General features: G+C 69.1%; 23 protein-coding genes and 1 pseudogene. 12 read left to right on the forward strand and 12 right to left on the reverse strand.

Going from position 1 to position 20,497, the window contains the following annotated elements; all coding sequences use genetic code 11:
• On the reverse strand, positions 1 to 966 hold a 966-nt coding region (gene mobF, locus HNR57_RS37210), incomplete at its 3' end, for a MobF family relaxase (protein ID WP_184567519.1).
• A 363-nt stretch (positions 967 to 1,329) separates the two neighbouring features.
• Here mobF and HNR57_RS37215 point away from each other — a divergent pair.
• Positions 1,330 to 1,728: pseudogene (locus HNR57_RS37215) on the forward strand (Sua5 family C-terminal domain-containing protein); the annotation flags it as partial.
• Positions 1,729 to 1,981: 253 nt separating this feature from the next.
• Here the strand turns inward: HNR57_RS37215 and HNR57_RS37220 are convergent.
• From HNR57_RS37220 to HNR57_RS37230, 3 genes are all read right to left on the reverse strand, one after another.
• Positions 1,982 to 2,623: a carbonic anhydrase gene (locus HNR57_RS37220; RefSeq protein ID WP_184567521.1), complete on the reverse strand. Its 642-nt coding sequence runs from the start codon at positions 2,621 to 2,623 to the stop codon at positions 1,982 to 1,984.
• Positions 2,624 to 2,725: 102 nt separating this feature from the next.
• On the reverse strand, positions 2,726 to 3,088 hold the full coding sequence (locus HNR57_RS37225; protein ID WP_184567523.1) for an STAS domain-containing protein: 363 nt from the start codon (positions 3,086 to 3,088) through the stop codon (positions 2,726 to 2,728).
• Between the two features lie 614 nt (positions 3,089 to 3,702).
• Positions 3,703 to 3,981, reverse strand: coding sequence for a hypothetical protein (locus tag HNR57_RS37230; protein WP_184567524.1), 279 nt, complete (start codon positions 3,979 to 3,981; stop codon positions 3,703 to 3,705).
• Positions 3,982 to 4,164: 183 nt separating this feature from the next.
• Here HNR57_RS37230 and HNR57_RS40735 point away from each other — a divergent pair, with 183 nt between their 5' ends.
• Positions 4,165 to 4,350, forward strand: coding sequence for a hypothetical protein (locus HNR57_RS40735; RefSeq protein WP_313675802.1), 186 nt, complete (start codon positions 4,165 to 4,167; stop codon positions 4,348 to 4,350).
• A gap of 5 nt (positions 4,351 to 4,355) precedes the next feature.
• A complete protein-coding gene (locus HNR57_RS40740) occupies positions 4,356 to 4,529 on the forward strand; it encodes an STAS domain-containing protein (protein ID WP_313675803.1) in 174 nt (57 codons plus the stop codon).
• A 3-nt stretch (positions 4,530 to 4,532) separates the two neighbouring features.
• Here HNR57_RS40740 and HNR57_RS41030 read toward each other — a convergent pair whose 3' ends face one another.
• Entirely contained in the window at positions 4,533 to 4,700 is a 168-nt protein-coding gene (locus tag HNR57_RS41030) for a hypothetical protein (RefSeq protein WP_376772334.1), read from the reverse strand.
• 695 nt (positions 4,701 to 5,395) lie between these two features.
• Between HNR57_RS41030 and HNR57_RS37245 the strand changes: the two genes are divergently transcribed.
• Positions 5,396 to 5,746, forward strand: a complete 351-nt coding sequence (locus HNR57_RS37245; RefSeq protein WP_184567526.1) for a DUF6233 domain-containing protein — start codon at positions 5,396 to 5,398, stop codon at positions 5,744 to 5,746.
• A gap of 186 nt (positions 5,747 to 5,932) precedes the next feature.
• Here the strand turns inward: HNR57_RS37245 and HNR57_RS37250 are convergent, their stop codons facing one another.
• From HNR57_RS37250 to HNR57_RS37265, 4 genes are all read right to left on the reverse strand, one after another.
• Entirely contained in the window at positions 5,933 to 6,130 is a 198-nt protein-coding gene (locus HNR57_RS37250; RefSeq protein ID WP_184567528.1) for a DUF8691 family protein, read from the reverse strand.
• A gap of 851 nt (positions 6,131 to 6,981) precedes the next feature.
• Complete coding sequence (locus HNR57_RS37255) at positions 6,982 to 8,001, reverse strand: rod shape-determining protein (protein WP_184567658.1); 1,020 nt, start codon at positions 7,999 to 8,001, stop codon at positions 6,982 to 6,984.
• Between the two features lie 732 nt (positions 8,002 to 8,733).
• Positions 8,734 to 9,546 carry an alpha/beta fold hydrolase gene (locus tag HNR57_RS37260; RefSeq protein ID WP_246555356.1) on the reverse strand — a complete coding sequence of 271 codons (813 nt, stop codon included), beginning with the start codon at positions 9,544 to 9,546 and terminating at the stop codon, positions 8,734 to 8,736.
• A 909-nt stretch (positions 9,547 to 10,455) separates the two neighbouring features.
• On the reverse strand, positions 10,456 to 10,935 hold the full coding sequence (locus tag HNR57_RS37265) for an ATP-binding protein (RefSeq protein ID WP_184567532.1): 480 nt from the start codon (positions 10,933 to 10,935) through the stop codon (positions 10,456 to 10,458).
• A 148-nt stretch (positions 10,936 to 11,083) separates the two neighbouring features.
• Here HNR57_RS37265 and HNR57_RS37270 point away from each other — a divergent pair, with 148 nt between their 5' ends.
• From HNR57_RS37270 to HNR57_RS37305, 8 genes are all read left to right on the forward strand, one after another.
• On the forward strand, positions 11,084 to 11,470 hold the full coding sequence (locus tag HNR57_RS37270; RefSeq protein WP_184567534.1) for an STAS domain-containing protein: 387 nt from the start codon (positions 11,084 to 11,086) through the stop codon (positions 11,468 to 11,470).
• Positions 11,471 to 11,695: 225 nt separating this feature from the next.
• Complete coding sequence (locus tag HNR57_RS37275) at positions 11,696 to 11,920, forward strand: hypothetical protein (RefSeq protein ID WP_184567536.1); 225 nt, start codon at positions 11,696 to 11,698, stop codon at positions 11,918 to 11,920.
• A 205-nt stretch (positions 11,921 to 12,125) separates the two neighbouring features.
• A complete protein-coding gene (locus HNR57_RS37280) occupies positions 12,126 to 12,350 on the forward strand; it encodes a DUF5133 domain-containing protein (protein WP_184567538.1) in 225 nt (74 codons plus the stop codon).
• Positions 12,351 to 13,186: 836 nt separating this feature from the next.
• Positions 13,187 to 13,462, forward strand: a complete 276-nt coding sequence (locus HNR57_RS37285) for a hypothetical protein (protein ID WP_184567540.1) — start codon at positions 13,187 to 13,189, stop codon at positions 13,460 to 13,462.
• Positions 13,463 to 13,646: 184 nt separating this feature from the next.
• Positions 13,647 to 15,095: a helix-turn-helix domain-containing protein gene (locus HNR57_RS40745; protein WP_184567542.1), complete on the forward strand. Its 1,449-nt coding sequence runs from the start codon at positions 13,647 to 13,649 to the stop codon at positions 15,093 to 15,095.
• 712 nt (positions 15,096 to 15,807) lie between these two features.
• The gene (locus tag HNR57_RS37295; protein ID WP_184567544.1) at positions 15,808 to 16,008 is read left to right on the forward strand and encodes a hypothetical protein; all 201 of its coding nucleotides are present in this window, start codon (positions 15,808 to 15,810) and stop codon (positions 16,006 to 16,008) included.
• Positions 16,009 to 16,265: 257 nt separating this feature from the next.
• On the forward strand, positions 16,266 to 16,451 hold the full coding sequence (locus HNR57_RS37300) for a hypothetical protein (protein ID WP_184567546.1): 186 nt from the start codon (positions 16,266 to 16,268) through the stop codon (positions 16,449 to 16,451).
• A gap of 100 nt (positions 16,452 to 16,551) precedes the next feature.
• Complete coding sequence (locus HNR57_RS37305) at positions 16,552 to 16,776, forward strand: hypothetical protein (RefSeq protein WP_184567548.1); 225 nt, start codon at positions 16,552 to 16,554, stop codon at positions 16,774 to 16,776.
• An 837-nt stretch (positions 16,777 to 17,613) separates the two neighbouring features.
• Here the strand turns inward: HNR57_RS37305 and cas6e are convergent.
• The 3 genes from cas6e to cas7e are packed head-to-tail and all read right to left on the reverse strand — an operon-like array spanning position 17,614 to position 20,379.
• Complete coding sequence (gene cas6e, locus HNR57_RS37315; protein WP_184567559.1) at positions 17,614 to 18,399, reverse strand: type I-E CRISPR-associated protein Cas6/Cse3/CasE; 786 nt, start codon at positions 18,397 to 18,399, stop codon at positions 17,614 to 17,616.
• Positions 18,400 to 18,403: 4 nt separating this feature from the next.
• Complete coding sequence (gene cas5e, locus HNR57_RS37320; RefSeq protein ID WP_184567561.1) at positions 18,404 to 19,204, reverse strand: type I-E CRISPR-associated protein Cas5/CasD; 801 nt, start codon at positions 19,202 to 19,204, stop codon at positions 18,404 to 18,406.
• Positions 19,201 to 20,379 (reverse strand): type I-E CRISPR-associated protein Cas7/Cse4/CasC, encoded by a 1,179-nt coding sequence (gene cas7e, locus HNR57_RS37325; RefSeq protein WP_184567562.1) that lies wholly within the window; start codon positions 20,377 to 20,379, stop codon positions 19,201 to 19,203. Before cas7e ends, cas5e begins: the two co-directional genes overlap by 4 nt.
• Positions 20,380 to 20,497: the final 118 nt, after the last annotated feature.

Below are 20,497 nucleotides of genomic sequence, written 5' to 3' on the forward strand. Positions count from 1 at the left end.
CTCCTGCGCCGCCCACCAGGCCAGGCCCTGGCGGGCGCGCTCGCCGGGCAGCCGCCCGTGCTTGTGCGCGTACTTGTAGGTGAGGCCCTCCAGAACGTCCTCGATCCGCTGACGGCGGGTGGAGGACCAGTCGATGAGCTCGGCGTCGACACCGGCTATCTCCATCACCGGGCGCAGGCCCGGCGTCACCTCCCGGGGCACCGTCGCCAGCCCCAGCTCCTCACACACCTCGGTCGTCATCGCGAGGGTATAGAGCGTCCCGGTGGCCACCACATGCTGGTAGAGGCGGACCGTGTCCAGGGCGCCCCACACCGGCTCACCAGCGTCGCCCCTGCGCTGCACGCGGTTCAGGACCAGGCAGTGGTCATGCAGGAGCGGGAAGCCGTCCCGGTTGTCGAAGTGCCGGAACGCCGCGACCACGAGGGCCGGTGTCTTCGCGCGGTCGCGGCCCGAGGACCACCGGGTCTCCGCGACCTCATCCTCCAGCCAGCGCAGCGCCTTGGCGATGGCCCGCTCGTGCGCCCGCTCGATGACCCGGCGCGTCCTGGTATCTCCCAGCGCCCACAACACGATCAGGGACGCCTGCGGCCGGAAGGTGAAGTCGAGCGCGAGCAGCGGAGTCTGCTTGCGCGCCTCGATCTCCTCGATCGGCTGCCCAAGCACGGTCGCCAGTCGCGCGGTGGCCGGGTCGGCGCCGTCGTCCAGGAGGCCGCGCTCGATGCGGTCGGCGTCCGGGTGCCGGCCCTGCCCGAAGACGAGCTTCATCTGCCGCTCGGACACCTTCCCGCCCTCGGTGAGCCCGAGCGCAACCAGGCCGCGCCCTAGCCATCTCCCGGGTGGGAGGCCGGCCATCACCTGGGCGTCCTTCAGCGACTGGCCGACCGGACGGCGGCCGTCCCCGAACGCGACTCCGCGCACGTAGTACCGCCACGCATTACGCCTCTGAACCTTCGCGACACTGAGCATCCCCACAGAAGACACCGGCTCTGAACTGCGGCAACAGCGTGATCCCGTGGGGTGGGAGGGTTCACCGGAACTTCACGGCCGATCCCGTGCGGCGGGCACCCGCAGCGACACCGCGCCCGCCCGGCGGACAGGGTCTGCCATGCAAATGCTGCGCACGCAACCGCCAAAAACCGCGGGACTTCCCAATTGGGGAAGTCCCGCTCAACGGCAGGGATCAGCCCTCAACGACCTCGGCATCCACGATGACGTCCCCGTCGACGGTGTCGGCGTCGACTTCGACCTTCACCTTGCTGAGAATTCGGTCGATGCGGTGGATGGCGTCTTGCTGCCGCTGGGCTTCTTCGCCACTGCGAGCCTTGCGGGGTCCGGGTGCCTGGCCAGCATCCGTCCCACTACGCACCGCGGGCTCGGGTCGTCCTGGTCGAGCCCGAGAAGGTCATCGCCGAAGCGGAAAGGGCGTGGGAGCTGGGACACCAGGTGGGCGTCTTTCTTGCCCCGTCCCTCGCCGACGCCCCGGTGAAGGCGCACGCCGTGGTGGCGGTCCCCGGTTCGATGGCCGCTTACGCGCGCGGGCTGTACGGGTTCCTGCGCGAGCTCGACCAGAAGGGGTGCGACGTCATCGTCGCGTCCTTGCCGGTGGAGGAGCGGCTGGGGCTGGCGATCGCCAACCGTCTTCGCCGCGCCGCGGGGCCCCGGCCCACCGTGTGCCAGCAACGGCGCCGTGCCTTTACTGGGCCGGCTATTCGTGACGGATTCGGCTGAGCGCCCACCGGTCTGGCAGGCCGGGCACAGCTCGTGCCCCCCGTCGGTGATGAGCGTTCCCATCCCCGGCGTATCTCGCAGCCCGCGGCCCGCGCCAGGTCAGCGCGGGGCACGGAGTTGGACGCGGGATCGGCTCCGTGAGCCATCGGGAGCCCTTCCATGGATGATCAAGCAGAACCCGCGGTGTTCCTCATCCACGTACACGGGTGTCCTCCGACCGCAGCAAACGCTGGGCAACCACGGCCGGGGCCGATCAGGACGCGGCGGGAACCACCGCATCGAGGCCGCGAGAGGCGACGAGCTGTGCACTGCCATCGGCCAGCCGGTAGGACATCCCCACCACACCGAGACGGCCAGCGGCCACCCGCTCGGCCAGGACGCGGGAGCGTTCGAGCAGCAGGCCCACGGTGTGCTCAATGTGCTCGGCCAGGATCTCGTCAGCCGTCTCGCGTCCCGCTGCCCGGGCTGCCAGCACGCTCGGGGTCACCCGTTCGACAACGTCCCGGACAAAGCCGCCCGGCGTCTGCCCGTCCTCCAGGGAGGAGCAGGCCGCTGCCACGGCGCCGCACGAGTCGTGGCCGAGGACGACGACCAGCGGCGCGTTGAGGACGTGCACGCCGAACTCGATGCTTCCGAGCACTTCGGTACCGGCGACATGCCCGGCGGTGCGCACCACGAACAAGTCGCCCAGGCCGCGGTCGAAGATGATCTCGGCGGCCAGCCGGGAGTCGGAGCACCCGAACAGCACGGCGAAGGGCCGCTGGGACGGTGCGGTCTCGGCGCGGCGGGTGGCGTCCTGGTTGGGGTGTTCGGGGGTGCCGGCGACGAAGCGCTGGTTACCTGCCAGCAGCAGCTCGAAGGCGTCGCGGGGCGTCGGGGTCTGCATCTCGCTCATGGCGGCAGCCTAGAACCCGCACCAGCCCGTCGCCTCGCCTGGTGCCGCCCGAGCTCCCCACGTCGGGCCACGTTGACGGCCTTGCTATCACCCCCAGGCGTATCAACTCCCGCCGCCGGCCGCCATCTCGGCTTCAGCCTCGGCGACGGTGCCGTACACCGGCAGCACACTGTCCACCCCGGTCATGCTGAGCATCCGCTGCAGATTCAGCGGCACACAGGCCAGCACCAGCACAGATCCGGCCCCGCCCGCCTGCCGCCAGGCCCACAGCAACACATTCAGCCCGGCCGAATCACAGAACGACACCCCCGACAGGTCCAGCACCACATACCGCAGGCCCCGGGCGATCTCCTCACCGATGCGGCCGCGGAGGAACGGAGCGGTCTGATAGTCCATGTCCCCGCCGAGCTGCACGGCCAGGCACATTCCCGACACACTCGCCGCGACTGAGGGTTCTGCGGTCATGACGATCTCCCAGCCGTCTCATCGGGAGACGCCACCAACTGTGACGATGAGCCTACCGACTCCCCTCACAGCACATCCTCACACCGTCCACGAACGCGGTCGGTTGAAAGGCAGCCACAGACCGCTGCCCGGGAGTGTCCGAGGCCAGTCCTGCCAGAGGGCGGGGATGATGAAGCGATGGCGTGTGACGAGGACCGCGGGTGGGCTGAGACCCCTATCCCCGGGTTGCAGGTCTGTGGTGAGCAGGTCACCGGGATGCGTCTGCTGGGCTGGGTGGGGATTCTGCCGCTCTCGGTGGTGAGAACGGTCGTGGGCCTGCCGTCCATTGGAGGGATTCCCGCTCCCGTGCCTGTGCCGGCGGGTGTGGCGATCGGTTGATCACAGGCCGGTGCACGACCGGCAGAGCGTAGGTGCGCTGAGCCCGGCGGTCCGGGCCTGGCTCCCACAAGTACGCCGCGGCCCCGGTGTTATCGCCGGCCTTCGGGGTCCGCGTGCTGCGGTTGGCCCTCGCCCACCTCGCGCCGAGCCGCACCGAAGACGACGACTGGCGGGATGGGCTTTCACGACGACGAGCCCTCCCCCTGAGCGTGGGTGGCCGCCGAGGTTGTTGGAGGTCAGTCGGCGGGCCCTGGGTGGCGGGCTGCCTTCTTCACCTCCGCATCGACCAGGCGGCGCTCGCTGCCCTGCTCGAAGGCGTATGCCGTGACCGCCTCCTGGACGTCGCGGACAGCGTCGACCCAGGCCTTCCAGGCAGTGTGCCAGGCGGTGCGCTGATGCTCGGTCCACCCGCTCGAAGGGGTGCGGCCGTAACCGTCGTAGAGCCCCTGCACCTCGGTATGTGCCCCGTCGGCAGTACGCTGCAGCGTCACGAGGTCTTCGAAGGTGGGCGCCACGTCCACGAAGCCTAAGCGGACATGAGGGAGCCGCCCGGGCCACGACGCGTTCGCGGCCCCGTACGCGGGCTGCCGCCGTGCATGCGGCAGAGCCGGCACAGCCACTTGGGGTGCGTGGGTTCGGCGGTGGTGGGGCAGAATCGTGCGCTCACGTCCGTCCCAGCAAGCACATTCGAGGAGCCGGTGACCCACCTCGAGAAGGCGGGCCGGCCAGACCGACTCTCCGCCGAACACCACATGGTCTCGGGCGTGCGTGTCGTGACGCTGCGGGGCGAGATCGACCACGACGTCCAGGACGTGCTCAGCCAGGCCCTGCTGAGCGAGGACAAGCCAGTGCCCCTGCGGTGGTGGCGGATCTCAGCGGAGTGACCTTCATGGACTCCAGCGGCATCAACGTCTTCGTCGCCGCCTATCAGCAGGCCAGGGACACCGGCGGGTGGGTGCGCATCGCCGGTGCTCAAGAATCCGTCCTGCGCGTGCTGCACCTGACCGGCGTCGATGCGCTCATCCCCTGCCACTCCAATACCGAGCAGGCCCTGACCGTTTGAGCCCTATCCGGCCTTGCCTGAGTCGTGGCCTCGGCGCGAGCGCCGCTGCACGGCTGCACCCAGCTCCCTGCCCACAAGTTCCGGCAGTGGTTCCCCCAACGCCCAGCCGATCACCGTCTGCGCGACGGAGTGCAGCTTGATGTTGGTCTGCTGGGAAACCTCACGTAGCACCTCGAACCCGGCCGCCGGCGCAATCCGGTGGACCGCGACGAGGACGCCTTATGGCCTGGTCGACCGTCGCATGAGAGGCGACCGCCTGGCGTAGCTGGGCGTTCTCCTGCTCCAGGTGGGTGGGCGAGGCCTCGCGCCTTCTCTCGGGCAGGGGCCTTGGTGTGCGGGAGGTCGTCATCACCAACTCCGTCGGGGACAGGGTCTCCCTGGACGCCTGCCCTCGGCCGCGGCGCCAAGACGTGTGATCTTCACCGGCCGACGACTTCGGCGCGGGCACACCGTCGGCCCGGCTTCACGCCGATCACGGCCGGGCGGGCCACGGCTGCTGTTTCACAGCAGGCGGCCTGCAGGATTGCCACCGGGATCATCAACCAGCACGTTCGCAGCCGCTGTCCGCGATCGGGATGCGCGGGACGTAGAAGGCGCGTCACATGAGACCTCCAGCGCCCCATAACAGGTACAGAGAGAGCGTAGGCCCGGACCAGGCGTCCGGGCCTTCGTCATGCCCCCGAACTTCCTCTCCGGTCGCTGCTGTTCCGATGCCGACTTCCGGCCCTGCGGGGTGAAGAAGCCGATCCCCGCGAGGACGAGCCTGAGACGCAGCGGCTCGACCTCGAGGACAACTGTGCTCAGCGTTCGCTGACACGAGACGCCTGCCCGGCGTCGCCGCCTGCACGAGACATAGAATCGAACGCATGAACGAAGATCCGTCGCGGCTTCAGCTGCTCCGCTTCGCCCGGCGCGTGGTGGTCCAACAAGCGACGGCGGCCCTCGCCCAGATCGACGGCTGGATCGCAGCGGAAGAACGGCGCGAGACAGAACGGCACCGTGGCGAGGAGATGCGGCCACCTCCTCCGGAGTGGTTGATCCAGCACGGGCTCAACCGCACGAACATTGACGCCGTGCACACCGGTGCGTGCTGGGCAGCGGCCAAGAGCGGCCGGTGCCGTCCGGCCACCCGCCAACAGTCGCTGGAGGCGCTACGCCAGCAGGTGCCAGCCTGCGTCCACTGCCGCCCGGACACCGCCCTCGGCATCCTCGACTAGAGCTGGTGGTCGCCGTGGAAGGCATCCCGGCTGACGTAGTCACATTCCGTCGCCGGTCGGTGGGTCGGCACCCGGCGCGGGCGGGTTCATCTCCACGGCAGGCCGCAGCGGAGCCGACGCGCAACACGGCGCGCGTATCCTCCCCGGCCGCATCCGCGCCGCCGCCCATCCCGCCCGTCCTCGGGATCAATACGGCAGCGGTCGCATTTCCGTGACCAGCAGCCCTAGCATGCGGAAGCGGGCCAAAAGGCCGAACAAATGCGCTTCGTCGATGACAGTGCCGAAGAAGACCGTCTGCCTGCCCAGCATCACGGAGTCCAGCTCGGGGAACGTCGCCGCAGCGTTCTCCGGAACCGGCCCGCAGATGCGGAACTCATAGCGCATGGGTTCGCCCACTCCAGGCATGCCCCATGGTGATACCAGCTCTGCCACGCAGACTTCACCCGCAATGGGTGAACAAGCCCGGCTCGCCACCTGCCTGGCACCACCGTCCGCAGCGCGCACCAGCGTGATTCGTGCCGGCGCATGCCGGCTGCAGGACACGGTGTGTGAGGTCGGCTCCTTATCGCTGGGCCCGCCGACGCCGCCGTGCCCGCCTGCTGCCAGCGTTACCGGCCCCCGGCAAGTGATCGCTTTCACCCGTAGGTGCGCGAAATCCGCTCGGGACGGCAGCGGCTGCCGGGGCTGTCGGTGCTGGCTGTGCGGCCGCCGGTTTCACGGCAGGCCGCCAGCGGGACACAGCCTGAGCCAGCACCCGGGTGTGAGGCATCAACGGGGCACACTGAGAGCAGACTTCGGCGACTATCCACACCCGCCCCACGGCCGGATCACGCCGCAGGGCAAGGACCACACTGCCCCCGCATGCCACCTGCGTGCCCTCATGCGCGAGGCACCGCTGCGCCCGGCACTGACAGGCAGCATCGAGATGAACGGTCGCAGCCTTGGCATGCGCAAGCGCGTGGGCCTCAGCGAACTGGCGGAGGCCCATGACGTCCCGGGAGCGCGGCGGCATACGGCAGGCCGACGAGCAGGTCACCGACGCCGTCCGGTCACCGTGACCGGCAATGCGAACGGTCCACAGGCGTCCGGGGCGACGGGACGCCGAACTTTCGGGGGGTGTGACAGCCAAGACTCAATGTCCTTGTTCCGATGTCAAAGAGGGCGCGCAGGTCAGGAGCTGAGAACGATGACCCCGATGGGAGACCCTCCCCCTACGGCGGAATCGAAGAGTTGTGTCATCTGCGCGGCTGGGCGTTCAGCACCTGCTGGAGCGCCTCGAACTCCTCGACGCACTTTCCGGATCCGAGCGCCACGCTGTCCAGCGGGTCCTCGGCGATGTGGATCGGCATGCCCGTCTCGCGGCGCAGCCGCTCGTCCAGGCCTCGCAGCAGCGCTCCGCCGCCGGTCAGAACGATTCCTCGGTCCATGATGTCTCCGGACAGCTCCGGCAGGCACTTGTCGAGGGTCGTCTTGACGGCGTCGACGATGGCGTTGACCGGCTCCTCGATCGCCTTGCGCACTTCGGCCGCGGCAATGACGACGGTCTTCGGCTGCCCGGAGACCAGGTCCTGGCCGCGCATTTCGGTGTGCTCCTCGGTGTCGAGGTCGCACGCCGCACCGATCGCGATCTTGACCTGCTCGGCCGTGCGCTCACCCAGCAGCAGCGAGTACTCCTTCTTGACGTGCTGGACGATCGCGTTGTCCAGTTCGTCGCCCGCGACACGGATGGACTGGGCGATGACGATGCCACCGCAGGAGATGACCGCCACGTCCGTGGTGCCGCCGCCGATGTCGACCACCATGTTGCCCGTGGCCTCGTGGACCGGCAGGCCGGAGCCGATGGCCGCGGCCATGGGCTCCTCGATGATGTGCACCTGACGGGCGCCGGCCTGGGACGACGCCTCGATGACGGCACGGCGCTCGACGCCCGTGATGCCCGAGGGCACACAGACCACGACCCGCGGACGAGCCAGATACCGCCGCTTGTGGATCTTCAGAATGAAGTAGCGGAGCATCCGCCCCGTGATCTCGAAGTCAGCGATGACACCGTCCTTCAGCGGACGCACGACAAGAATGTGGCCAGGCGTACGCCCGATCATCTTCTTCGCCTCCACACCGACCGCGAGGATGCCACCGGTGTCGGTGTTGACCGCGACGACGGACGGCTCGTTGAGCACGATCCCGCGACCCCTGACGTACACCAGCGTGTTGGCGGTCCCGAGGTCGACAGCCATGTCACGCCCCATGAACGACATCGAGTTCCCCATCAGGACTCGTCTTGCCCTTTCCACTTTTTCTGCAGGGCCCTTCAGTCGGCGAGGCGGATGCTGCTCCACATCAGATGCTGTGTGGTGACGGCAAGCAGGTGGGCTCACCACAGTCGATCCGGTGACGTGCCACGCTGCGCCGCTGCTTTGACACCGGACCGTATCGGCGTGCCCGCTGCGGCGAACTGCTCCCACGCCGCCTGCCCCAGTTGTCACCTCAGCGGCTGATCAGCCCGGGGGGCATGGTCAGACACTCTTCGGCAAGGCGAGGGCTCTTCGGTGTCGCAGCCCGACCAGAGCGTGGCTGCCCTGTCTTTCGGGCCCGGCCGGGGCCTGCTCGCGGCCCGAGGGGAGCGGTCGCGAACGGCCCGGAGCGCAGCCACGTGCTCTGATGTCACTCACATGCGGTCAGGTACGCCGTCATCGAATGGAGAGCTCCCGTACCCAGCAATCATCAGCTCGCGCGAGCAGAGGTCGCCGCCCCTGGTGACGGTGAAGCGGCCCTCCCGGCCCTCCTGCGTCCTGATGACCAGCTCCTCGGTCTGGCTGATCGACCATGCGTCGGCCCTGGTTCTGGCGTGGATGGCGCCAATCCACCTTGGCTCCGTGCCGTACGGGTTGGCCGTCAAAGGGGTCGATAGCCAGTACCTTGCACTCGTCGAAGGACACCAGCTGAGCGGTCACCTCGTAGAGGCGTCAGCGCCACGGCACCCGCCGCGGTCAGAAGTCCTGCGGGGCTGCGTGGCGTGCGTGGGCGAGGCATTCTTCGGCGAACGCCAGGACTTTCAGGTGGTAGGCGCGGGCAGCCCAGCCGAGGCTGATGTTGTGGCCGGCCTCAGGCAGGCGGTCGACGACGATGCGTGGAGCTGCGGAAAACCGCGCCATCAGATCGGTGATCTCGCCGTCGTCATGCCGCCACCAGGCCTCATGCCGAGCAAAGGTCAGCCGGACAGGGACATCCACGCGCGGAAGGATCACCGCCGAGAGCCGTGTCCAGCCCGCCACAGTGCTCACTTCGTGGACAGGCACCGGCGCCACCACCGCCTGGCTCATCCGGAACGTATCCGGCGGATACAACCCCAGTGGCCCCCAGTTCAACCGTCGCACGTCCCTACCCGCGTCACCTCCGACCAAGCCAGCGTTCACCGCGAGCCTGCGCCCGCACCCCGACACATCCACGCCCAGCAGCCCCCGCGTGCCCCAGCCCGCGGCGACAGCGAAGGCGACCTTGGCCCCGAAGGAATGACCCAGCAGCAAGATGCGCGCATCGGGTGCGTGACGGGCCGTGAAGGCGGCTATCGCGGCCCGCACCGTCGCGGCCTGCGCAGTCAGTCTCTGCCCGCGGGGAAAACGGCCGGCTGACGCACCGTAGCCAGGACGGTCCAGCGCCAGCACCCTGTAACCCAAGTGCGCACCCAACACCAGCAAGGACACATCCGGGTGCGCCTGGCCATCGAAATACCCGGCATTCATACCCCCACCGTGCAGCGCCACGATCACCGCACGCGCAGAACCACCCGCCGGTTCACTCATCAAACCAGACAGCAAGACGCCGTCCGCATCAATCCCGACGGGACATACACCCCGGGAGAAGGGTCTGTCGCGTATGTACGGCGCAGTCGGTGACCTGCTGGCACCGGCACGCATTACAGGGGCATCACCCACCGCGCAGACCCCACCTCGGCCACGAATGGGCAAGCACTGATACCGCCCTGCCAGCCGGATACACCACGCCAACCCCTCCCTCATCAAAGCCGGAAGCCAAGGCGGCTGCGCCCTGCGCCTCATCCTCTACGCCGCGCCCAACCCCGACCAGCCGAGCGAGCCACGCCTTCCCCCATCCGTGTAACACCACACCGCGCGCCCGACGTGCACCGATCGCCACATGCGGCGACACAGCCCAGGGGAAATAGCATCCGCAGCTCCTCGCCCCCCTAACCGCCGAATAGCGCACGCTCCAAACAGCGCTCTTCCACCCGTTGGACGACGGTGTCGAGGAGGCAGAGCCCCGGGTATGGGTGCGCGTGCCTGAGCATGTGCGGCCGGTCGACGGGTCGACTACGACCAGGTCATCACCGAACGGCTTCAGCCGTCACCGCAGCGGCGGTCCGCGAGGTGCTCGGGGGAGCGCCGGCCTTCGGGGTTGGATGCTGCAGAAGCTGCGCGGCGGTCACGGCCCGGCCGGGGGCGTCTTGCACGCGCCGGACTGCGAGGAGTCACCACGGGGCCGCGCCGCTACTCGATCTGGAACGCGCCCTGGACGCCGCGGGAAACCCGGCGACCCGGCTGTGTACCGTGTGCGGCTGCGCACAGGAGTTGACCCCGATGCTGCGCGGCTTCGACCACATCGTCGACTTCTGACCTCCGGCCGCCGCACCGTCGGCGGCTGTCCCGTCTACGGGCAACACGAGCGTGCCCCCGATCCCGGCCGCCTACGCGCCGCTATAGGGGCCGGCGCCCGGCGACGGCTCCGCCGGGGTCGTCCAGGAGGGCGATGCGCGCGGTGATGCGCTTGCCGACCGGTTCCCGCTGCGCCTCGAAGCCCTGGGCGACGGCCATGACGATCTCCAGGCCGTGCTGCCCGACCCGCCCGGCGTCGGCGGCCCGGGCCACCGGCAGCACCGGATCGCAGTCCCACACCACCACCTCGACCGTGTCGCCGGCGATGCGCAGATCCATCAGCACCGGGCCCGGCGCGTACTTGCGGGCGTTGGTGACCAGCTCGCTGACTACCAGCTGGGTGAGGTCCATGGCGCGCTGCGAGACGGGAAGGCCGTGCTCGGCCTGGACGCGGGTGAGGAAGTCCCCGGCGAGGTGGCGGGCGTCGGCGATGCACGTGCCGTCGCCTTCCAGGGCCACCGTGGTCTGTATGGCCTGCTCATCCGGGGCCGCACTGTCCTCACCCACCGGCACTGGTTCCATCGCGGCCCGCCTTTAATACCCCGTTCACACCCCCGCGCGTACCCGTGCATGCGTGGTACACGCTTTGCGCCCTCGATGGGAAGGCATTACCCGCACGGTGCAGGGCAGCACTGCTGGGTGAAGGTCTTGATGTGCCAGTATCACCGACATGGCGGAAGGGCACATGACGGACCCCGAACGAGCTGAGCAGGCACCGCGACCGGTCGGGCTGTCGATCCTGTCCACCGCCACTGACGGCGTCCGCGTGCTGACCCTGGCCGGTGAGATCGACCGTGACACCGGCGATCAGCTCAGGCAGGCCCTGAACGTCTCCGACACCGCCCGGCCCCGCATCGTGGTCGACATGCGACAGGTCACCTTCATGGACTCCACCGGCATCAACATCCTCATCGCCGCCTACCAAGCCGTCACCGCGGCAGGCGGCTGGATACGCCTGGCCGGCCCCGCCGGATCAGTGATGCGCACCCTGCAGATCGTCGGAGTCGACGCCCTCATCGACTGCCGCCCCACCCTGCGTGAGGCACTCACCAACTGACCAGCCCCTCGGGCGGCTGGCAGCGCTGACCGCCGCCAGGCGCGGCCTGGGCCGGAGCGCCCCATCCACCCCCGAGGAATCTGCACACCGCCGCGGCCGCGAGGCCCCGGCTGCCTTTCCGGTCGCAGGATCCTCACACCCGTCGTACACAGGGCGTATGAGCAACAGCGGCGCGAAAAGAGCGACGCTGGTGATCACCTTGACCCATCACGAGGGGGCTACAGCGTGACGCTGGTCATCGTGGAACCGCCTGTCCCGGGAGAACACGGTCGGCGGGTCATCGTGCGCTGCCCGGAGGCAGAACGGTGCATCGGTATCGCTCACTCGGACCAGGAGCTTCTGCGGCTCCTGGAGAAGGTCGGGCTGACCGGCTACGAGAACGACCTCGATCTCCCTGGCGCCGTCGAATGGCGTGAGCTCGGTCCACACCAATGGGAGCGCCCGAGCTAGCCAGAACCCCCGGAGCGCTCACGGGAGCTGCTGCGTAGGGGGCGGGTCCGGTGCCTACGGTGACGAAACACGCAATCGGGTTTCCGGTCCCATCTGTGATCCGTCCCGGCGGGCGCTCGATCTCCGGGTGCGGCGGGCGCCAAGGGTTGCGACCGTAGGAGTGAAGGAGGCAGGTCCGAACGGGCGAGTACGGAGGGGGTCCGTCATGCTCAGGCCACATCCTTCGCTCCTGCGGGAGCTCGTCGAACGCTGCGAGACACTCAGGCGGCGCGCAGCGTTCGCTGGCAGTGAGAGGACCAGGCGCCAGCTCGAGGACGCGGCATACACGCTGTGCGTGGTCACCGGCACCCGCCAACTGGACACAGCGCTGTACGTGGCCCGCCATCTCCTGGCCGACGCGATGCGACGCGAGCCGCCTCTCCGCCGCTGAGCGTGCCCGGGCCCCCGACGCTTCACGCGATCCGCGTACCTGTGACCACGCCGACGCCTTCCGCCGAACACCGACCGTGGATACCGCCCGCGCCGCCCAGGCGGCAGTGCCTGCGTGGTAGTTGTCGAGATCGCCAGGACGAGCCGGTCACCGGGTCCCGGCGCAGGAGGGATGCACAGGCCCCCGTCAGCATCACCGCCCGCGCCAGGCCCGTGGGTGTCGGTGGTCTCCCGCTCGACCTGTCGAGCGGCCGCCCAGGAGTCGGACGCTCACAGCTGACCTCCATCCGGCGGCTTCTCCCGCCTCACCCCTTGGTGGGGCTCGCCACCAGAAGGAAGCACCGGGTGCCGGCGACTTCCGTCTCACCTTCCGCCGCCGAGATGACCGCGACGGGAGGCGGGAGCACACGGTGCGGCCCAGAAGCATGATGACAAAACCGGTCCTGCAATTGCACGCCGTGCGTCGTGTTACGACGACCCCATGACCGATTCGGTGACCATTTTGGCGCCATAGCTTCCAGCGGCGTCAAAACCTGCGACCTCCCTGACTTAATTCGTCGTTTCGTGACGAGAAAAGACAGGATTGTTTCGCCGACGGGAATTAGCCATGGCTGACACGCTGCGCGACGGAAGTCAGGGAGATTTCTGCTCCGGCCGCAACGAAAGTCACGTGTCCTGGGGCAACTTGAGGTTTGGACCCGAGTGCGGCAAATGGGTGATTAGCTCATCGCACTGTGTATCGGCACCTTCACCCTCAGGTGCGTGCGGGATCTCGACTGAGTCGTCCAAACACTGTCCGAGATCCCGCACGCTTTCTGCGACACAAAGGAGTGCCCCATGGGGCGATCTACCCCTCGGCGCCGCCGTGCCAAACGGCCTTCCGGCCACTTTGACGGTGGCAAGCGTAATGGCCGTAACGAAAGATTCCGTTACGTGAACCGGTTTGGCACACCGGTGGCCGTTGCGTTCCTCGGGGTCTTGTTCACCGGGTACGTGCTGATTTTTCGCCCGCCTGTTCACGTGACGGTCTCCCCGGAAGCCGTCTACGCCGTGGCCGGTGTGCTGTCCGGCGCCGCGTTCAAGCTCTTCCGTCGCCGCCGTTACCGGCGCTGACACCCATCATGCGGTGCGGGCGCTGATGGTCAGTCCCCCGCCACCCACCCCAGACGGGCTGGGCCCGCCCGTGATCGGGCCCAGCCCCCCAGGGACGCGACGTGTCACGAAAGCCGGTGAAATTCGGCTGTATCAACGCCGCGAAACCCGCTCTGAACCCTTTTCGTGACGGGATGGAAGATCAGTGAGCGACACATGCGAGTTCTGCGGCACCGCCCTGACCGGCGGACCAGGCAAGGGCCGGCCCCGCAAGTACTGCGGAGATGCCTGCCGTCAGGCCGCCCACCGCCGCCGCATGCACGGCGATCCGCCGGCCCAAACCCCGGCACCCACCACTCCTGCGGAGGCCGTGGCGACCGAAGCGCGGCCGACCCCCCGGACTCAGGCGCCACGCCCTGCTGCACATGGCACGACGGCGGGCGACGAACTCCTCATCGAGATCGCCAAGGACATCCAGGACGGTGCCCGCGACCTGGCGCGGCTCCTGCCGTCCTTTGACGGGGAAGAACCCCTGCGCCGCATCGCCCAGCTGCACGAGCAGCTCGACGGCCTGACGGCGGCGGTGGTCGGCCGCGCTCGCTACCGGCGTCTCACCTGGTCCACCATCAGCTCCATCTTGCGTATCAGCGAGGACACCGCCCGCCACCGCTACACCGAGCGGTACATCCTGCGGCGCCTGGCCCGCTTCAACCGCTCCGAGAGGGCACTCACTTCACTCGCCGGCCTCTTCAACAACCCCAGACCCCACGCCGCCAACACCCCCGAGGAACCCGCCGCCAACGAAGCCGGGGCTGAGCCCCGCGAACCAGGCCCCGAACGAGGCGACGGCACCGACCAAACCACACCGATCGAATCATCCGGAGCGGCGTACAACCGGCTCGCGCCGATCCTGTCCATGCTGATCCGCACCGCTCAGCTCACGAACAAGGAGGTCAGCAGCCGCATCGGATGTTCCGCCTCTTACCTGTCGCGCATCCTGTCCGGTGAGCGCGTGCCGACCTGGGCCCTCACACGGAAGTTCGCTCGAACCTGCGGCGCCGACCCGACCGTGCTGCGGACCGTCTGGGAATCCGAGAAGCTCAGCGAGAAGAGCCGAGAGCCCGCCGTGCCGCCGGACGAGCCCCCTATGCCTGCCGCCGAGCGGCTGCGCACCGCCGTGCACACCCTGCACCTGCGCGCAGGGCGCCCCGCACCGAGCGACGTCGCGGTCGCCAGCCGCTGGCTCCTGAGCGCCGGTGCCGTCGCCTCCATCCTCGAAGCCACAGTCCTGCCCCACCACGACGTCCTCGAGGCCTTCGTCCTCGTCCTGGGCGGCGACGCCGACCACTTCAGGCAGCTGCTCGACGACGCCCGCCACGAGGCCACCGAAGGAGCGACCTTCCTCCACCCAGAACCAGATCCGGACCCCCAACCCACCGGACCAGACGCCGTCATGACGACCTTCAGCAAAGTGTTCCTCGAAGAGCGGACCGTCGAAGACGGCCGCGCGCGCCTCCTGCACAAACACGCCAAACGACAAGCCCCCGCCCGACAGATGACCGCCGCCCACACGCACCCCCTCACGGCGATGGTCGACGCCCTGCGCCACCGCTCCTCGGCACACCACATCTCGCCACTCGGAACCGGGTCATGACAGCACTCGCCACGCTGGTTGGTCACGCGACGTGTTCGCCTGACCGATCCTCGCGGTGCCAGGTGACGCCAGTGCGGCAGAAGCCAGTTCAGATGTCACCCGATCGTGCGGCAGACCCCTCCGTAGTAGGGAAACCGAATCCGTTCCTCAGGAACGGTCGCGCTTACGCCTGCACCAGCCAGACCGTTGTGAGGTGCTTGTACCCACTCTTGCTTCAGGTCCTCTGCGTCCTTGCGCTGCTGGGACCGTCCGTGGATGAGAACGAGTCGGCGCATGACGGAACCTCCCTACCCTCCAAGCAGGCCCAGGAGACGAGGCAGGTCTGCATCTGTGAAGAGCGTCCAGTGCGATGCCTGCGGAGCGGGCACGTCTGGTACTTCGTCCCCTGTGAGCGGGCCTACCAGGGCCCACCCGCGAGCCAGTAGCGGCGTGAACGGGAGCACCGGACGGCCCCAGCCCTCCGACAAGAGGCTGACGTCGTAGAACGCATTCCCGGATTCTAGGTTGTCTCGCGTCAACAACTTCCCGACCAGGTCCCGTCGCCCGAGGTCTGCCAAGCCGTAAGCAAGGTAGATCGCCAGTGAAGGGTCGGCCTCGCCGTGCTTCTCAAAAAGTCCCATCAGCTCGTCCGGCTTGGATCCCTCCCACCAAGTCAATCCGTAGCGAGAAGCCGCAGCGATCCATGCGCGACGATCTACATAGGCTGCATCGAGTGGCTCACGGTGCCCACGGGTCGGACGGCGTGCACACCCTTCTCACGGTCCAGGGCGGCTGGCCTGTCGACTCCGGCTACCCCAAACTGATCATCCGACAGATGGCCGCCACCCACCCCCTCCTCGCCGAACGCGAACCCCCCGTCACCGCCGACACCCTCGCCCACACCGGATTCTGGGACACGCCCGTCGGCGGCTGAGGAGTGCTTCGCTCCGCAAAAAGTCGCAATCGAACTTGACGGAGAACACCGTTGGGGCACAGCAATGTTGACGGAACAGGACGCCTGAGCAGCACAAACGTCCCTTGAAGAAGCCCGGAAAGCCGGAGAAGCTCTCTACAAGGGGCCGTCAGGTCGACGGCGCAGAAGGGGGCCTCCCGTCCGATGCCCGGGCAGGCAACTACCGGGCGGAAAACCCCCCTCACGCGGATCAATCCCACGATGGAGAGGGGACCGTCATGAGCGACGGTAGCAAGGGCAAGGACGTCAGCAACACGCCCGACGAGCCGGAGGGCCGCATAGCGCGGCGGCGCCGGCGACTGTGGGAGTGGCGCATCCACCAGCACGCCGCCCGCGGCATGGCCTACGGGGTGGGTAGCGGCGCGGTGAGCCTGCTCCTGCTGTGGGTTCAGAGCCGGTACTGACGCCGGAACCATGGGGGCGGGCTCTGCCGTGAGACCGCCCCCAGCGGCAGCTGAGTAGGATCACGACCCGTCACACACGGTCCGGAGAGAGGTCAGCGCGATGGAATTGGTGCCGGGCGAGTACGAGTTCACGTGCACTGACTGCCACGGGGACGGGTCCGTGCAGGTCCTCCGGGGGATCATCGACGAAGCTACCGATGAGCCCGACCACTACTGGGACAAGTGCGACGACTGCCGCGGGCAAGGCACCGTGTGCGTGGATGAGGAAGAGGCGGCCGAGAAGATCGAATACGGCCAGACCCCTCTCCGTACGCCCTCCGCCTAGGGCACGAAGCGGTCGACCACGTGGTCGTAGACGGCGCCGGCGACGGCCGCGGCGTGCCGGGCCGAACTACCCCCGCGGGCGCGGGGACGACCTCCAGTACGTCCATCAGGCCCAGACCAGACCCGAGCTACCCCCGCGGGCGTGGGGACGACTACAGGCCGGGCGGGAGCCAGGTGGCGAACGACGAGCTACCCCCGCGGGTGCGGAGACGACCTGGTGGCCGCGGGCAAGTCCCTGATCCAGGGGGAGCTACCCCCGCGGGTGCGGGGACGACTTCGACCTCACTGGCAAGGCAATCCGGCTGACGGAGCTACCCCCGCGGGTGCGGAGACAACCGGTTGAGGATTTCGCTGCCCTGCTTGGCGCGGGAGCTATCCCCGCGAGTGCGGGGACTACTCCGGAAGCGGTCGCGGGGCGGATCCAGTCCAGGAGCTACCCCCGCGGGTGCCGGTGGTGTTCTCGCCGGGTAAGCACATGAAACATGCGGCGGGCGACGGCGACGCGTTCTTTGCGGCGGGTGCCCAGCCAGCCTGGCGGAGCTGGAGCTGGGAGCCGCGCGCGGTGCTGGTGCCCGTGGCATAGAGGCGTACGCCCTGCTCGCCGACCCAACACACGGCGGTGCCGGAGTCGGCGAGCAGGGTGATGGGAGTGGGTGATCCGGCTGCCGGGTCCGATGAGGAGGACGGCGAGCCAGGCAGCCGGGACGTGGACGGTGCGTGCCTTGTTGATCAGGACGATGGCGTGTCGTCCCGGTCGATGTGGCAGCGCTCGGCGTAGAGGCTGGTGATGCGGTCCTCGAGCCGGTGGAGGTCCCGCGGTCCGGTCCGCCACCAGGGTTCAGCCATGGTGCGCCTCGGTGGTGTGGAGCGGGGCGAGGGTGAGCAGGCCCTGTCCGTAGCCCTTGGCGGGGCCGATGCCGCCGAGGAGGGCGACGCGCAGTGTGTCGGGGTCGGTGACGCGGAGACGTCCTTCGAAGGTTGCGGTGGAAAGGGTGACGCGGGGGCCGTCGGGGCGCTTGCGGAAGCGGAGGATGTCGCGGCTGACGATGGTTACCGCAGGCCCGGCGGACACGTCTTCGCCCTGGGTCTGCAGGCCGGGGGCGGGGGGTGTGGCGGTGGCGCCGGGGATGTTGAAGCCGTGGCGTTCGCATCGCTTGAGGAGCCATTGGAGTTGCTGGGCGGCGGTGCGGTGGGCGACACGGAAGCCTCGGTGCCGGCTGCCGTTGTCGGCCTCTTCCTTCAGGCGGGTGGCCTGCTGTTCGCTCGGTCGGCTGGGCCGGGGGACGTTCTGGACGGGGTTGGCGGTGAGACGGAAGCTGAATTCGCGGCCGCGGACGATGTGTTCCAGCAGGGGCGTGTAGTCGGCGATGAGTGAGGCGCCTCCGTCGGCTCCGGGCCAGCCCGCGTCCTCGACGAGGTGGGCCCAGGAGGGGCGGCTCTCGGTGAGGATGAGGATGTCTGCCCGGTGCGGGGTGTTGCTGTCCAGGCGCCACAGGACGCGTTCGGTGACGGGCTGTACGGCCAGTCCGGACAGGATGGCGGCGTGCAGGCGGTGCGGGCTGGAGAGCAGGGCCACGGCGGCGCGGCGGCGCGGGTTGAGAGCGATCTTCGACAGGTAGGGCATGTGGTCACCAGCCCAGGAGGGCGAACGGGTCGTGGTCGGAGTGTCCGGCGGTGCCGGTGTCCGCTGCGGGGTGGGCCGACTGGGGGCGGTCGGTGGGGACGGTGACCCAGCGGTGACGGACGGCGCGCCGGCCGAACCGGGTTCCGGTCTTGAGGTCGTAGGTGTCGGGGACGTCGACGGCGAGCTGGTCGCCAGCCGGGTCCTCGATGGTTGCCTCCAGGGACACGGTGGCGCTGCGGGTCTGGCGGCGGCGGTGGCTGCCTGCCTGCCAGGGCACTTCTTCCAGGGCTTCGTCCAGCGGGGTGTCGGGGCGGAGTCCGATGCTGACGGGTCCGGTGGGCGGGCAGGAGCGGCGGCCGAGGCTGAGCGGGAAGACGGGGTTGCGGACGGCTTCTTCCAGGCCCTGCAGGAGGGCTGTCGGGCCGCGGAGGGCGGCGACGAAGACGGCGTCCTGGAGGTAGAAACGCTGGGTGACGCCGGTGTACTTGGGTGGGGCGGTCCTGGTCTGCTGTCCCTTGGCGTTGGCCTTGGCTGATGGCAGCGGCAGTCCGCGGTAGTCGCTGTAGGTGTGGTAGTCCCGCAGCAGAGTGCCGGGCTGGTCCACGCGGACGCCGAGTTGCAGGCCGAGAAGGTCGGTGAGCGGGGCCTCACGGTCGCGGCCTTCGGCGGCGGACAGGAGGCCGAGGACGCCGGACTTGGTGGGCTGGGGACGCGTCTCGCGCCGGTTGTAGCGGGACGGGCCGCCCCAGGACTGGAGCGGAGCAGCCAGCCGCAGCACGAGGACGGCGTGGTCGGTGCCGGTCATCGGGCGTCGGCCTGGGCGGTCTCGGCCGGCGCGATCTCGCCGTCGGCGAGCCACTGCCCGACCAGGGCGTCGACGGAGTCCAGCAGGGCGGGGAAGGGCAGGGAGGAACCGAAGACCTCGGTGATCTTGTCGCCTTCGGCGGTGTAGGTGGCCAGGGTCCGCAGCGGCTTGTCGCCCCAGGTCTCGCCGACCGCCTTGAGCTCGTCGGCGAGCCGCACGACGGATTCCGAGGCCAGGCCGGTGACGCCGGTGACAGGCTCCTCGTAGGCGGAGACCAGGTTCACCGGCTGGTCGGCGCGGACAGTCAGCAGCACCAGGTGGGGCAGGGTGCGGTGGGCGAAGGAGTTCTGGTGCCCGGTCGGCATGGACCGGGCGAACGCGTCGACGAACCGGACCGCCGTCTGGCGGGTCTCTTCGGCGTCGGTGAGGTTGTCACGCAGCTGGTGCACGCCGAGGACGGCGTAGCGGTACAGGGTGGAGGAATTGAACTCGACGGTGCCGATCATGCCGGCGCCGTGGTCGTCGGTGTTCTCGTCGTCGACTGCGGTGTAGTAGTCGAACTCGGTGCGAACGGCGTGGGTGGACAGGGCGTGCGCGACCTGGACGGAGGCGTCCACGTTCAGGGCGGGCAGGTCGGCGACCATGCGGCCGAACAGGGCGACCTCGGCCGGGTGTCCGGTGGACAGCGTCTGGACGACGGCGAGCTTCTTCACCTCGTTCTTGAGGTCGTCGTCGGGTAGGGCGGCGAGCTCGGCGGCTTTGCCGTCAAGCAGCTGGACCAGGGCGTCGAGCTGCTTCTTGCCGAAGAACAGCAGGTAGGCGGACTGGTCGTCCCTTTTGGTGGACTTGGTGATGCCGAGCGGCTCCAGCAGGGCGGCGGCCAGACGGTCGGCCTGCTCGCCGGTGAGTCCGGCGCCGGCTTCGGCGGCGGGGCGGGCGAGGCGCTGGGCGAGCAGGGTGGCGATCCGCTTGGTGCGGGTGGCCCGGTCGGCGTTTGGCATGTGCTTGGCGTACTCGGTGCGGGTGGCCCGCTTCCACGCCTGTGAGGAGACGCGGGCGCGGCGGGCGCCGCCGTAGACGGCCTGCTTCGGGGTGCCGGAGTCGTCCCGGTTCACGTTGGACGGCGGCAGGCTCTGCAGGATGTGGACCTCGACGAAGAGGGTGGGCTGGCTCATGGCATGACTCCTTGAAGGCAGGGGCGCCGCTTGAGCGGGCGCGCAGGGAGGAGGGTTGACGTGGTCGGGTGCGCTGGGCGGGGAGCCCGGTGGTGCGGTGGCGACTGGTCTGCCCGGG

Origin of the sequence: Streptomyces paradoxus (assembly GCF_014202475.1) — a bacterium.
GTDB classification, from domain to species: Bacteria; Actinomycetota; Actinomycetes; order Streptomycetales; family Streptomycetaceae; genus Streptomyces; species Streptomyces paradoxus.